The organism is Pseudomonas lundensis (assembly GCF_002269125.1).
Taxonomy (GTDB): Bacteria; Pseudomonadota; Gammaproteobacteria; order Pseudomonadales; family Pseudomonadaceae; genus Aquipseudomonas; species Aquipseudomonas lundensis_A.
Window position 1 is genome coordinate 76,128 of record NZ_NQKI01000019.1, and the last position, 13,003, is coordinate 89,130.

The 13,003-nt window shown below is 58.7% G+C and carries 10 protein-coding genes and 1 pseudogene; 5 read left to right on the forward strand and 6 right to left on the reverse strand.

Features of this window, described 5'->3' with window-relative positions; translation table 11 throughout:
• Positions 1-20: 20 nt before the first annotated feature.
• The 3 genes from CJF39_RS13415 to CJF39_RS13425 all read right to left on the reverse strand — a co-directional run bounded on the left by CJF39_RS13415 (position 21) and on the right by CJF39_RS13425 (position 4,180).
• Positions 21-2,573, reverse strand: a complete 2,553-nt coding sequence (locus tag CJF39_RS13415) for a TonB-dependent receptor (RefSeq protein ID WP_094993861.1) — start codon at positions 2,571-2,573, stop codon at positions 21-23.
• Between the two features lie 120 nt (positions 2,574-2,693).
• Positions 2,694-3,644 carry a FecR family protein gene (locus CJF39_RS13420; protein ID WP_094993862.1) on the reverse strand — a complete coding sequence of 317 codons (951 nt, stop codon included), beginning with the start codon at positions 3,642-3,644 and terminating at the stop codon, positions 2,694-2,696.
• Complete coding sequence (locus tag CJF39_RS13425; RefSeq protein ID WP_094993863.1) at positions 3,641-4,180, reverse strand: RNA polymerase sigma factor; 540 nt, start codon at positions 4,178-4,180, stop codon at positions 3,641-3,643. Before CJF39_RS13425 ends, CJF39_RS13420 begins: the two co-directional genes overlap by 4 nt.
• 173 nt (positions 4,181-4,353) lie before the next feature.
• On the opposite strand from CJF39_RS13425, the gene CJF39_RS13430 reads away from it, so the two are divergent.
• Positions 4,354-4,686 (forward strand): YegP family protein, encoded by a 333-nt coding sequence (locus CJF39_RS13430; protein WP_094993864.1) that lies wholly within the window; start codon positions 4,354-4,356, stop codon positions 4,684-4,686.
• Between the two features lie 82 nt (positions 4,687-4,768).
• On the opposite strand, the gene CJF39_RS13435 is transcribed toward CJF39_RS13430, so the two are convergent.
• Complete coding sequence (locus tag CJF39_RS13435) at positions 4,769-5,794, reverse strand: DUF4917 family protein (RefSeq protein ID WP_094993872.1); 1,026 nt, start codon at positions 5,792-5,794, stop codon at positions 4,769-4,771.
• A 147-nt stretch (positions 5,795-5,941) separates the two neighbouring features.
• On the opposite strand from CJF39_RS13435, the gene yiaY reads away from it, so the two are divergent.
• Positions 5,942-7,090, forward strand: coding sequence for an L-threonine dehydrogenase (gene yiaY, locus CJF39_RS13440; protein ID WP_094993865.1), 1,149 nt, complete (start codon positions 5,942-5,944; stop codon positions 7,088-7,090).
• Between the two features lie 82 nt (positions 7,091-7,172).
• Here the strand turns inward: yiaY and CJF39_RS13445 are convergent, their stop codons facing one another.
• Complete coding sequence (locus CJF39_RS13445) at positions 7,173-8,696, reverse strand: fumarate hydratase (protein WP_094993866.1); 1,524 nt, start codon at positions 8,694-8,696, stop codon at positions 7,173-7,175.
• Positions 8,697-9,009: 313 nt separating this feature from the next.
• Between CJF39_RS13445 and CJF39_RS13455 the strand changes: the two genes are divergently transcribed.
• The gene (locus tag CJF39_RS13455) at positions 9,010-9,948 is read left to right on the forward strand and encodes an iron-sulfur-binding ferredoxin reductase (protein ID WP_094993868.1); all 939 of its coding nucleotides are present in this window, start codon (positions 9,010-9,012) and stop codon (positions 9,946-9,948) included.
• A gap of 30 nt (positions 9,949-9,978) precedes the next feature.
• A pseudogene (locus CJF39_RS13460) lies at positions 9,979-10,717 on the forward strand (enoyl-CoA hydratase-related protein).
• 57 nt (positions 10,718-10,774) lie between these two features.
• Here the strand turns inward: CJF39_RS13460 and pyk are convergent.
• Positions 10,775-12,226, reverse strand: coding sequence for a pyruvate kinase (pyk, locus tag CJF39_RS13465; protein WP_094993869.1), 1,452 nt, complete (start codon positions 12,224-12,226; stop codon positions 10,775-10,777).
• Between the two features lie 160 nt (positions 12,227-12,386).
• Between pyk and CJF39_RS13470 the strand changes: the two genes are divergently transcribed.
• Positions 12,387-12,761: a tetratricopeptide repeat protein gene (locus tag CJF39_RS13470; RefSeq protein ID WP_094993870.1), complete on the forward strand. Its 375-nt coding sequence runs from the start codon at positions 12,387-12,389 to the stop codon at positions 12,759-12,761.
• The last annotated feature ends 242 nt before the right edge of the window (positions 12,762-13,003 follow it).

Here is a 13,003-nt window from a genome sequence, read left to right on the forward strand (position 1 = left end):
AAGCCCGCGGGTTTCCGGCGCTAGAAGAAGCGTGTCACGCTAATTTTAGCGTTGCGCCCGGGGCTGTAGGCATTCAGGCCGCTGAGCATCGGTCGGTAGCTCGTGTTGAACAGGTTATCCACGGTGAAGTTGACTTCGGTGCCTTTGAGGTAGCGCTGCTGCGGCGTCCAGTTGGCAAATACGCTTTGTACGTTGTATGCGTCGTTGGCGTAGTGGTCGTAGAACGTGTCACCCACGGAGCTGGCAGGGCCCTCGGCATATTTGTCGCTGGGCAAGCGGTCGGTTTTGCGCACGAACTCACCCTGCCAGCCAATGCGCGCGTCCCAGTCAGGAATTTTCACGCCGAGCACGGCCACCCATTTTGGTGCGGGAATGTCCCGCGCCCAGACATTCGGGCCCCAGGGGTTGGTGTAGGCGCCTTCGTGGGTACCTGTCATCCACGAGTACGACAGTGAGCCGAACAGGTAAGTGGAGTCGTAGAAACTTTCGACTTCGAAGCCCTTAATGGTCAGGCTGCCGATGTTGCGGTAGTTGGCCATCGGCAACAGGCCCGCACATTCATCACCCATGCCGCCGACTGTTTGTTGGGCGGCACAGCCCACACCCGTGGCCTTGAAAATCTCGTCATCGACCTTGTTGCGGAACAGGGTGGTGCGAATCAAGGCCTTGTCGTTTTTGCTAAAGATACGATCAAACGTGGTGATGTTGCCGGCGCGCCAACCCGTCATGCGTTCCGGGTCGAGGTTGACAGCGCTGGCTGTGCGGTTGCCCAGGGCTTGCACCTCGTATTGCTCATCGATCACGGGCGCCCGCCAGGTTTTGCTGTAGTCGGCAAACAGCGCGGTGTTGGGGGTGATTTTCCAGAATGCGGACAGGCGTGGCGACCAACCGACGTAGGTTTGGTCGCTGTAATCGTGACCGATTTGCGGGTGGTTATAGTACGGCGCATCATTTTCTTCGCCACGGTTGCGCACATGGTCGTAACGCAACGAAGGGGTCAGGGTGAAATCGCCCAGCGTGATTGCGTCCTGAATATAGAAGCTATTGGTGTCGACTTTGCCTTTGGGCATGAACGCCGGTTGGTAATGGCCGTAGTTGTATTTGGGCACATCGTAGGTTTTGCCCGGCATCCACATGTCGACTTCACGCTGGTGCTTGCGAAATTGCAGCCCGGTGGTGAACACATGGTCCAAAGGCCCGGTCGGGAAGAGGCTGATGTTGGTCAGTTGCAGCATGTTATCGGTGTAGCCGGTTTCCATTTTGCGACCGCCCGTGGTGGGCTGTACGTAAGCATTCAGGCCGCGCTCGTCGATTTGCTCGGTGTTGGAGTGAGAGAACTTCACTTCCAGATCAATCAACGGGTTGTCCAAAGGCTGGTAGGCGTATTTACCCGACCAGGTGGTGTCGACGGTCGAGCGGTTCGACAAGTACTTGCGCGTGGCCGCGTCATAGCCAATTTTGTTGATGGTGTCTTTGTTCGGCGGGGCCGGGTAGCTGACCGCTGAGAACGGCACCCACAGGTAGTTGTTGGAGCGCGAGTACGACAGGCCGACGCTGTGTTCGTCGTTGAGGTGCAGGTTCAGTTTGAGCAACTGCGCATCCATGTCTTGCGCGGTGTTGGGCAGGCGTTTGGGGTTGACCGGGTAGACGTTGTCTGGATTGGGCATGTGGCCGGCCAACTTCATGTCGCCGCCGTCGCGTTTGGTGTAATACACCAGCGCATCGGCGCGCCCGTCTTCGCTGCGGCCATAGGCTGCGCCGGTGTACACCTGCTGATGGTCGTTGCTGCTGTAACCGTATTTGAGCATTGCACCCGCATTTTTGCCGTCTTCCAGCAGGTCGGGCGCGTCTTTGGTTTCCATGTGCACCACACCGCCGAAGCCGCCGTTGCCGGTTCGGACATCGTGTGGGCCTTTTTCCACCTCAATGCTTTTGATCAGCTCCGGCTCGATGAAAATCGTGCCTTGCTTGTAACGCTCAAAACCGCTTTTAGTCGCGCCGTCGACGGTCATTGGCACGTCTTCGGCTTCACCAAACCCCCAAATGTTGATGGTCTGACCGCCAGGCTTGAGCGATCCGCCGAGGTTGATGCCCGGTAACTTCGATAACAGGCTGGGAATGTTGTTGGACTGGTAGCGATTGATTTCGGCCTGATCCATGGTGGATTTGCCGACACTGCTGGAGTCCACCTCATTGCCATTGCCGATCACGCTCAGTGCGCCCAGTTGCAAGCTGTTGCTGGTGGTGGTGCCTTCTTCCTTGGGGCGCACGACGTAGGTGCGGTCGACCTGGATCAGGCTGAAGTCGGTTCCGCGCAGCAATTGAGTGATGGCGTCTTGGGCGCTGTAATCGCCACTCAGTGCCGGGGCCTTGATGTTGCGCAACAGTTCTTCGTCAAACAGCAACGTGATCCCGGCTTGTTGGGCCACGGCACTCAAGGAGCTCGCCAGCGACTGCGCAGGCAAGTGCAGCTGGATCGATTCGGCGTGGGCGTGCAGGCTGAACGCCATGCAAGCGGCCAGCAGAATCGGGCGTGTGCAGAGTTGTGAGACGTGATGTGGTGCGCGAAACATGAAATCCCCCCGTGCGGCAACAAAGGCCAAAAAGACATGCGTTGGTAACGCAGACCGAAGGAAGACGCGGGGCGAATAAAAATCCACATATGCGAATGCAAAATATTCGCATATGTTTTTTTAGCGGGGTTCGATGCGGACTTTTCCGTTGTCCAGCCACACGGTTTTTACCGGAATCAAGGCAGGCAAGGCCTTGACCAGCGCCAACGGATCCGTGACATCGAGGTTGCCGGACACTTTGTAGTGCCCGAGCGGGCCGTTAGCCAGTTCGATGACGTCAGGCTGATAGAGGTCCAATTCGTCGATCAGGCTGGCCAACGCACGATTGCGAAAGGCCAAATGCCCGCTGCGCCAATCGGCGACCTCGCCAGCAGTCAGGGTCTGCTCCGTCAACGCCTGATGCGCGAAGTCGTACGTGGCACGCTGGTCGGCGCCGAGCAAGGCAGAGTGCGTGCCGTCAGGCGTGAATGCCACTTGGCCGTGGGCGACGCTGACCACCAGTTGGCGAGGGCTGCGGCGCACATCGAAGCCGGTGCCCACCACGCGGACCCGTGCATCGCCAGCGTGCACCACCAGTGGCTGGTCTTTATTGGCCGCCGCTTCGATGTAGAGCTGGCCGTGCTCCAGAAAAAGGTCGCGTTGATGCGCACTGAAGTTGATGCGCAGTTGTGTATTGGCGTTCACGTACAGGGTGCTGCCATCGGGCAGCGTCAGGGTTTTTGCGCCTTGGGCGTGGGTCGTGATGTGTTGCTGGTGCAGCACGACAGGGGTGCCGATATTCAATGCCAGCACGGCGCACAACACGGCGGCTGCAGTGGCCAGCGCAACCGTCGAGCGACGTTTGATCACAGGTGTGTGCGGGCGCGGCTGTGGTGTGTTCAGGAGGTGCAGTTCGCCCAGGTCTGCCCACAGGGATTCAAATTCGGCATATGCCCGGGCATGCGCCGGATCGGCGCGCCAGGCGTCAAATTGCACACGGGTCTGTTCATCGGGTCGGTTGCGATTACGGGTAAACCAGCAGGCGGCTTCAGCCTCAATGCTGCCGTAGTCGTCCGAATGAATAGGCCTCATTGTGGCTGCTCCTTGCCGCTGTCCCGGTGTAAATGTTGCTTGCAGTGCAACAACGCAAAGGCAATGTGCTTTTCCACCATGCTGACCGAAATTCCCATGCGTTGCGCGATCTGCGCCTGACTCAACCCTTCAAAGCGGTGCAGCATAAGGGCTTCACGGCGCCGAGGCGAGAGCTCTGCGAGCACGGTCTTGAGCTGCTCAAGCCGTTGCAGGCGTTGTGCGGCCAGCATGGGATCATCCCTCTCATCGCTTAAAGGTTCGTCTTCACGCTCGCCTTGATCCGGATGAACGGATTGGCGAACCTGCTGGCGTCGCCAGTGATCGCGCAGCAGGTTGCGCGCCATCTGAAATAAAAATGCCCGGGGTTGCTGCACCTTGGCCCGGTCCTGATAGCCCAGCCATTGGGTGAAAACGTCTTGCGTCATGTCAGCTGCATCGCTGGCGTTGTCGGTGCGTTTACGCAGGAAATGCAGAATCTGCGTATAGAACTCGCGAAAGGATTCGGCCAACGCGGGGTCGGGTTTTAAGCGAGACATGAAAATCCTTGTGGACTCAGCGATGCACAATAAGTTGCGAATGGTATCGAGAATTATTGTCGTTTGTCTCTGTGGACGTTGATCTTTCGCTTTTTCCTACGGATAAATGGCTAATTACTGGGTGAGCGCTTTACTGAATGTGGAAATCACGATCAGCTTCCAGGAGAAACGCTATGTCGGGTTGGTATGAATTGAGCAAGACCAGCAGTGGGCAGTTCCGATTCGTATTGAAAGCAGCGAATGCCGAAACCATTTTGGTGAGTGAGCAATACACCACGCACGAGGCGGCGAAAAAGGGCATTGCTTCGGTTCAGGTCAACAGCCCGCTGGATGAGCGTTACGACAGGAAAGTGGCGAAAGACGGCAAGCCGTATTTCAACCTGAAGGCCGCGAACCACCAGATCATCGGCACCAGTGAGCAATACAACACCGAAGCGGCGCGGGAGAAGGGCATTGCCAGTGTGAAAAACAACGGGCCCACCACGGTGATCAAAGAGAAGCTTTGAGCCGGGGCCGTTCAAGGCTCAAGCCGGCTTGCCCGCGCGCTGACGACGCTTGGTCAGCGGGCGGGCATGAGGGGGGAAGGCCTTAGCGTTCGACTGGCACCGAGTGGCGGGTGTCACCCAGCGGGTGGGTTTTAGCGTTAAAGAAGCGTAATGACGCCTTTTTCTCTGCAAATAGCTGCGTGTAATGGTTTTTCTGAAAGCGGATGAAGGCCTCGCTGCGCGGGTAAATCGAGATGCAGAGGGTTTTCAACGGCGCCAGGCGCAGGGCGTCAATCAGGTGTTGATCCTGCTCACCCAGGCTATGGCCGAAGATGCAGAGCGTGTCTTTGTGAGCCATTAACTGTTCATGGCAAAACGACAAGTAATCCGAATACCGGATGGACTTGCGCTTGTCGTCGCTGGTGCCTTCGCTGACAAACAGCGGCACGTCATCCAGTGCGCTGATGGAATGATTAATGGCGAAGTTGCTGAGCAGCGCTGCTTCATCACCCACGGATTTGCGCGCCTTGCCTTCCTGATTTTTCACCAGGTGCAACGCTCCGTGCAGGTACAGCACACGGGTGGCTTTGCCTTTGGCCGCGCCCAGCGCCAGGTCAAAGGTGGCGCCCGCTGCCTGGAATAAATCGTTGAAATGCTTGGGTGCCTGCATCACGGCCCAAGGCGCCAGCAAGTCATAGTTGGAGCAATACACCGTGCTGTTTCGGGCCAGTTCTTCCTGCCAGCACGCCAGCGTGGCGGCGGGCATCAAGCGCCAGGGAATGTGGACATCCTGAGTACTGTTGATCAGGGCTTCTTTGATGGCGTAGTAACGTTTGCGCGGTGATGCCGAGCTGATAGCCAGCGCCTTGTTGACCTTGCTCGCAGTTTTCAGGGCGCTGAGGACGTGCTCAAAATTGCGCGTGTTCAAAGCATCGAACACGCTGAGTTCCGTCTGGCTCAGGGGCTTTTCGGCCACGCTTTTGGTCTTTTCAAACAGCGAGTCGTAATAAAAGTCATGCCACACAGCCATGCTGGCGCCATTGCCGAGCAACAAACCGCTGCACGGGGTGCTGGTGCGTAAAGCGTTCCAGTCTTCTAGTTCGGCATCAAATTCCTGGAAGGGGGTCATGGCGTCGGTCATCTCAAAGCGTGGGCGGTGCAGGACTTTATCACGACCCAGTATTGAGCCAGATCAACATCCTGATGCGCAGATGAGTTGAAGCTATGCTCATTGACTTCATCAGCGTCGCGGGTGCGCCCGCAAAGAGGACTCGCCATGACCAGTACCTTTTTTATCCCGGCCGTGAACATCATGGGCAACGGTTGTCTGGATGAAGCCATGACTGCCATTCGCAACTATGGGTTTCGCAACGCGTTGATCGTGACCGACGCCGGGCTGGCCAAGGCAGGCGTGGCGGCCATGATTGCCGAAAAACTGGCCGCGCAGGACATCAATTCGGTGGTGTTCGACGGCGCCAAACCCAACCCGAGCATCGCCAATGTGGAAGCCGGTCTGGCCGTGCTCAAGCAGCATCAATGTGATTTCGTACTGTCACTGGGCGGCGGTTCGCCCCACGACTGCGCCAAGGGCATTGCGCTGTGCGCCACCAATGGCGGGCATATTCGTGATTACGAAGGCGTAGACCGCTCGGCCAAGCCGCAATTGCCACTGGTGGCCATCAACACCACCGCGGGCACGGCCAGTGAGATGACGCGTTTTTGCATCATTACCGATGAAGAGCGTCACGTAAAAATGGCCATCGTCGACCGCAACGTGACGCCGCTGCTGTCGGTCAATGACCCGGCGTTGATGGTGGCCATGCCTAAAGGCCTGACCGCAGCCACTGGCATGGATGCGTTGACCCATGCCATTGAGGCGTATGTGTCCACAGCGGCCAACCCGATTACCGATGCCTGTGCGATCAAAGCAATGGAGCTGATCAGCCACAACCTGCGTCAGGCGGTACAAAACGGCAAAGACCTGACCGCGCGCGAGAACATGGCCTACGCGCAATTTCTGGCTGGCATGGCGTTCAACAACGCCTCGCTTGGGTTTGTGCATGCGATGGCTCACCAATTGGGCGGTTTCTATGACTTGCCCCATGGTGTTTGTAACGCGGTGCTGTTGCCCCACGTGCAGACCTTCAATGCCAGCGTGTGCGCCTCGCGCCTGACTGACGTGGCCCATGCGCTGGGCGCGGATATCCGCGGTTTGAGCCCGGAAGAGGGTGCTCAGGCGGCGATTGCGGCGATACGTACGCTGGCCAAGGATGTCGAGATCCCGGCAGGTCTGCGGGACTTGGGCGCCAAGCTGGATGACATCCCGATTCTGGCGACCAACGCATTGAAAGATGCCTGTGGTCTGACCAACCCGCGCAAGGCCGATCAGGCGCAGATTGAAGAGATCTTTCGAAACGCGTTTTGAGTCAGGCCAGAGGCTTTCAAATCTCGCGCATAAAAAAACGGCCGGTTTAACCCGGCCGTTTTTGTGCCTGACTTAAAAGTGCTTACTGCACTTCTACCGCGAGGCTTTCACTGATTTTCTTTTGCCAGATCGCCGGGCCAGTGATGTGCACCGACTCGCCTTTACTGTCGACAGCCACGGTCACTGGCATGTCTTTCACGTCGAACTCGTAGATCGCTTCCATGCCCAGTTCGGCAAAGGCAACCACGCGTGACTTCTTGATTGCCTGGGCAACCAGGTAAGCCGCGCCGCCTACCGCCATCAGGTACACGGCTTTGTGTTCTTTGATCGCTTCAATGGCGGTCGGGCCACGCTCGGATTTGCCGATCATGCCCAGCAGGCCGGTCTGATCGAGGATCTGGCGTGTGAACTTGTCCATCCGCGTTGCGGTGGTCGGACCCGCTGGACCCACCACTTCGTCGCCCACTGGATCAACCGGGCCCACGTAGTAGATGAAGCGTCCCTTGAGGTCGACCGGCAAGGTTTCACCCTTGTTCAGCATTTCAACCATGCGCTTGTGCGCAGCGTCACGACCGGTGAGCATTTTGCCGTTCAGCAGGACGGTTTCGCCCGGCTTCCAGCTCTGCACGTCTTCCGGGGTCAGGGTGTCGAGATTGACGCGACGGGCCGACGGGCCAGCTTCCCAGACGATTTCCGGGTAGGCGTCCAGAGGTGGCGCTTCCAGCGCTGCAGGGCCGGAGCCGTCCAGCACGAAGTGGGCGTGACGGGTGGCAGCACAGTTCGGGATCATGCACACCGGCAGCGAAGCGGCGTGGGTCGGGTAGTCCATGATTTTTACGTCGAGCACGGTGGTCAGGCCGCCAAGGCCTTGAGCGCCGATGCCCAATTGGTTGACCTTTTCGAACAGCTCCAGACGCATCTCTTCGATACGGTTGGACGGGCCGCGCTTGATCAGCTCGTGAATGTCGATGGATTCCATCAACACTTCTTTGGCCATGACGGCCGCTTTTTCAGCCGTGCCGCCGATGCCGATGCCCAGCATGCCCGGTGGGCACCAGCCAGCGCCCATGGTCGGAACGGTTTTGAGTACCCAGTCTACGATCGAGTCGGACGGGTTGAGCATGGCCATTTTCGACTTGTTCTCGGAACCGCCGCCTTTGGCCGCTACGTCCACTTCCACGGTATTGCCCGGGACGATGGAGTAGTGGATGACCGCAGGGGTGTTGTCCTTGGTGTTGCGGCGGGCACCGGCCGGGTCGGCCAGGATCGAAGCACGCAGGACGTTTTCCGGCAGGTTGTAAGCGCGACGCACGCCTTCGTTGATCATGTCGTCCAGGCCCATGGTGGCGCCATCCCAGCGCACGTCCATGCCCACGCGTACGAACACGGTGACGATGCCGGTGTCCTGGCAGATCGGGCGGTGGCCGGTGGCACACATGCGCGAATTGATCAGGATTTGTGCCATCGAGTCACGGGCCGCTGGCGATTCTTCGCGCAGGTAAGCCTCGTGCATGGCCTGGATGAAGTCCACGGGGTGGTAGTAGGAAATGAATTGCAGGGCGTCAGCAACGCTCTGAATCAGGTCGTCTTGCTTGATCACGGTCATGGGTCGCGCTCCTCTATAAGACGGGAACATTCAATAAGGTGTTTGCGACCTGGGTGCTTCGGTCTGTCGTAAACATCTTTGCAGGGATGCACCGGGCACGCATGACCGGCACAAAAAAGGCGCGGCAGTATAACCCGGCCCTCTCTTTGATACACCTGAGCAGGCAAAACTTGTAGTCGCTGCCCAAGACTGCGATAAGGGCCTGCGGAGCCTGCATTTCCTATCAATTGCGCGGGTTTGCGGGCATAGGGGGCCGCGCGGCCTTCACAACCCGGTAGCGTCTATAAGACTAATTGCCCACAGGAGCCCCGAAGTGCCCGAGTTACACGTCGCCGATCAGTGCTGGCCAGTTACCGTCGGCAGCAATTTGCTCGACAGCCTGAATCAGGCCGGGGTGCGCGTGCCCTACAGTTGCCGCGCGGGCAGTTGCCATGCGTGTCTGGTGCGTTGCGTGCAGGGCGAGCCGCTGGACTTGAAGCCGGATGCCTTGACCCGCACTCAGCGCGAACAAGGCTGGCGTCTGGCTTGTCAGTGTCAGGTGGCTGGGGATTTGCAGGTTGAAGCGTTTGATCCGATGCGCGATGGCGTGCCAGCCACAGTGGCAGCGCTTGACTGGTTAAGTCCGACGCTGTTGCGGCTTCGGCTCGTGCCCGAGCGCCCGCTGCGCTATCGCGCCGGGCAGCATCTGGTGCTGTGGACAGCCGACGGGGTGGCGCGGCCTTACTCATTGGCCAGTTTGCCGGGAGAAGACCCGTTTCTTGAGTTTCATCTCGATTGCACCCGGCCCGGTGCCTTTATCAGCGCAGCGTGTCAGTTCAAGGTGGGGGATGCCTTGCGGTTGGGCGAGTTGCGCGGCGGCGCGCTGCATTACGACCCGGACTGGCAGGAGCTGTCGCTGTGGTTACTGGCGGCGGGTAGCGGGCTGGGCCCGTTATACGGCGTATTACGTGAAGCCTTGCGCCACGCCCACCACGGGCCGATTCGCGTGGTGCATGTGGCCCGTGATGAGGCCGGGCATTACCTTAAGGCCGAATTGGATCAATTGGCGCAAGTGCATCCTCAACTGCTGGTCGAGTACGTACAGAAAGATGAATTGGCGGATTTTCTAGTCCGGATGCGCCTTGTTTCACGTCAGACGCGTGCCCTAGTCTGTGGGCACCCTGACACGGTGGAGGCGTTTGCCAAACGGTTGTTCCTGGCAGGGTTGTCGCGCAATCAACTGCTGGCGGATGCTTTTTTAAGTCGGGGTTGAGCGCTGTCTTTCCACACGTTGAGCGTGCCCATGACTCAAGCCATTGTTATTGAACGTGACGGTGCGGTGTTGACCTTGCGCCTGAACCGCCCCGAGAAGAAAAACGCCCTGACCCGCGACATGTACAGTTGCTTGGCCACCGCACTGCAACAGGCGGATGCAGATGCATCAGTGCATGCCATCGTGTTGTGCGGCAGCGCGCAGTGTTTCACCAGCGGTAATGACATTGTCGACTTTCTTGAAGTCCCGCCCGGTGTTTGGTTTCATGCGCAGCCTGCTGGCCTGTCGTAAGCCGGTGGTGGCAGCGGTCGCTGGCGCTGCGGTGGGCATTGGCACCACGCTGTTGCTGCATTGCGACCTGGTGTATGTGACCGGCGATGCCCGCCTGCGCATGCCGTTTGTCAACTTGGGCCTGAGCCCGGAATTCGGTTCGAGCCTGCTGTTGCCGCAACGACTGGGGCAGGTGAGGGCCGCCCGGCTGTTGTTGTTGGGTGAGGGATTCAGTGGTGAGCAGGCGACGTCCTGGGGGTTGGCCAATGCGGCACTGGAAGACGGGGAGGCGGTGCTGCGCGAAGCTCATGCGGCGGCACATCGTCTGGCGGCGCTGGCCCCGGCGGCGGTGCAGGACAGCAAGCGGCTAATCAGGGCTCCGGGGCGTGAGCAGTTGCAGCGGGTGATTGAAGAAGAAAGCTGGCTGTTTATTCAGCGCTTGAATTCGCCTGAGGCGTTGGCGGCGTTATCCGGATTTATCAACAAAACCGCTCCCTGATGCAAAAAGCCCCGCCGGATTGCTCGGGCGGGGCTTCGGGTTCGGGCCGGTTAAGGCTTAAACCATTTTGTCGCCGACATGCAGGATCTTCATGCCGTTGGTGCCACCGATGGTGTGGTAGCTGTCGCCTTTGGTCAGGATGACCCAGTCGCCTTTCTCGACAACGCCGCGCTTGAGCAGCTCGTCAATGGCAGCCTGGCTGACCTGTTCTGGCGGCAACGATGCCGGGTCGAACGGTACGGTGTAGACGCCACGGAACATGGCAGCACGGGCCTGGGTTTCGCGGTGCGGGGAGAACGCGTAGATCGGCACCGACGAGCGGATACGCGACATGATCAGTGGCGTGTAACCACTCTCGGTCAGGGCGATGATCGCCTTGACGCCCGGGAAGTGGTTAGCGGTGTACATGGCCGCCAGTGCGATGCTCTGGTCACAGCTTTCGAAGGTTTTACCGATGCGGTGGCTGGAGGTCTTGCTGGTCGGGTGCTTTTCAGCGCCGACACAAATGCGCGCCATGGCTTGCACGGCTTCCAGTGGATAGGCGCCGGCAGCACTTTCAGCCGAGAGCATCACGGCGTCGGTGTAGTCGAGCACGGCGTTGGCCACGTCGGACACTTCAGCACGGGTTGGCATCGGGTTCTGAATCATCGACTCCATCATCTGGGTCGCAACAATCACAGCCTTGTTGTGGCGGCGTGCGTGCAGAATGATTTTCTTCTGGATGCCTACCAGCTCGGCGTCACCGATCTCGACGCCCAGGTCGCCACGGGCAACCATCACCGCGTCGCTGGCCTTGATCAGGCCGTCGAGGGTTTCGTCGTCAGCCACGGCTTCGGCACGTTCGATCTTGGCCACCAGCCAGGCAGTACCGCCTGCTTCGTCGCGCAGTTGACGGGCGTATTCCATGTCGGCCGCATCACGCGGGAACGAAACGGCCAGGTAGTCGACCTGCATCTCGGCTGCGAGCTTGATGTCTGCCTTGTCTTTTTCGGTCAGCGCCGGAGCTGTCAGGCCGCCACCGCGACGGTTGATGCCTTTATGGTCAGAAAGCGGGCCGCCGATCAGCACGGTGCAGTGCAGGGCGTCATCGGTGGCGGTGTCGACACGCATGACCACGCGGCCATCGTCGAGCAGCAGTTCGTCGCCCACGCCGCAATCCTTGACCAGATCCGGGTAGTCGATGCCGACGATTTCTTGAGTGCCTTCCGTCAGCGGGTGGCTGGTGGAGAACGTGAAACGATCACCGATCTTCAGTTCGATGCGTTTGTTGGCGAATTTGGCGATACGAATTTTCGGGCCTTGCAGGTCACCCAGCAGGGCAACGAAGCGGCCATGCTTGGCGGCGATGTCACGTACCAGCTTGGCGCGGGCCTTGTGCTCATCGGGCGTGCCGTGGGAAAAGTTCAGACGGGCAACGTCCAGGCCAGCCAGGATCAGCTGCTCCAGCATTTCCGGTGAGTTACTGGCAGGGCCAAGGGTGGCAACGATTTTGGTTCGACGAACGGACATGCAAAGACTCCTGAGTTCAAGCGCTGCCAAAGGCTACTATGGTCTCAAGTTGTAGTCATTGTTCCTCTGCACTACTTTCGACTTAAGTTGTGGTGCATACGGTCATTGGTTGAAGAATTCGCTCGCCGGGTCGATACCCTGCCGAGAACAGGAGATACCCATGCGAATTTTGCTCGTTGTACTGTTGGCCACCAGTGTGGTCGGTTGCACCCGCTGGTCAATGAATCATCATTTGAACAATGCCTATCGTGCCTACGACCGGGGCAATTGCGAGGCGGTCATGCTGGAGTTGTCGGAGGTTGATCGCGACAGCCGTAGCCGTCCTTATATATGGCCTCAAACGGCCATGCTGCGTGGCTTGTGCCTGGAACGTACGAAGTTTTACCTGGATGCCGCCCAGACCTACGAATGGATCATCAAGGAGTTCCCGCAGAGCGAGTGGGCGTATCGGGCAAAGGCGCGTATTGAAACGTTGCGCATCCTCAAGTTCATTCCCGGGAATGCCACTACACAGGCCATCCCGGCAAAAATTTAACACCGAGCTGGCCATTTGCCTTGCTTTTACTAATATTGCTGTGCGATACGCGAAGTGACAGTTGTGTGTCTGCACAGTTTCACCGTGAGAACCAAAAGCCTTAGCGAGCCACTTCAGTGGTCATTCCAGTTCCCGTGGGTCGTGCAGTGCGGGAAGTCCAGGTACTAGGCTCTGTACGTAAAGTATTGTCGCAAGCACCGCATAGCGCAGGCCAATGAGACCATCGCCGCAAAACTTGTTGC

What these genes read in the sequence shown, in the direction of transcription:
- CJF39_RS13420 (WP_094993862.1), bottom strand. Translation starts at nt 3,644, where the DNA reads ATGAGGCCTATTCATTCGGACGACTACGGCAGCATTGAGGCTGAAGCC.
- CJF39_RS13415 (WP_094993861.1), bottom strand. Translation starts at nt 2,573, where the DNA reads ATGTTTCGCGCACCACATCACGTCTCACAACTCTGCACACGCCCGATT.
- pyk (WP_094993869.1), bottom strand. Translation starts at nt 12,226, where the DNA reads ATGTCCGTTCGTCGAACCAAAATCGTTGCCACCCTTGGCCCTGCCAGT.
- CJF39_RS13430 (WP_094993864.1), top strand. Translation starts at nt 4,354, where the DNA reads ATGTCGGGTTGGTATGAATTGAGCAAGACCAGCAGTGGGCAGTTCCGA.
- yiaY (WP_094993865.1), top strand. Translation starts at nt 5,942, where the DNA reads ATGACCAGTACCTTTTTTATCCCGGCCGTGAACATCATGGGCAACGGT.
- CJF39_RS13445 (WP_094993866.1), bottom strand. Translation starts at nt 8,696, where the DNA reads ATGACCGTGATCAAGCAAGACGACCTGATTCAGAGCGTTGCTGACGCC.
- CJF39_RS13435 (WP_094993872.1), bottom strand. Translation starts at nt 5,794, where the DNA reads ATGACCCCCTTCCAGGAATTTGATGCCGAACTAGAAGACTGGAACGCT.
- CJF39_RS13470 (WP_094993870.1), top strand. Translation starts at nt 12,387, where the DNA reads ATGCGAATTTTGCTCGTTGTACTGTTGGCCACCAGTGTGGTCGGTTGC.
- CJF39_RS13425 (WP_094993863.1), bottom strand. Translation starts at nt 4,180, where the DNA reads ATGTCTCGCTTAAAACCCGACCCCGCGTTGGCCGAATCCTTTCGCGAG.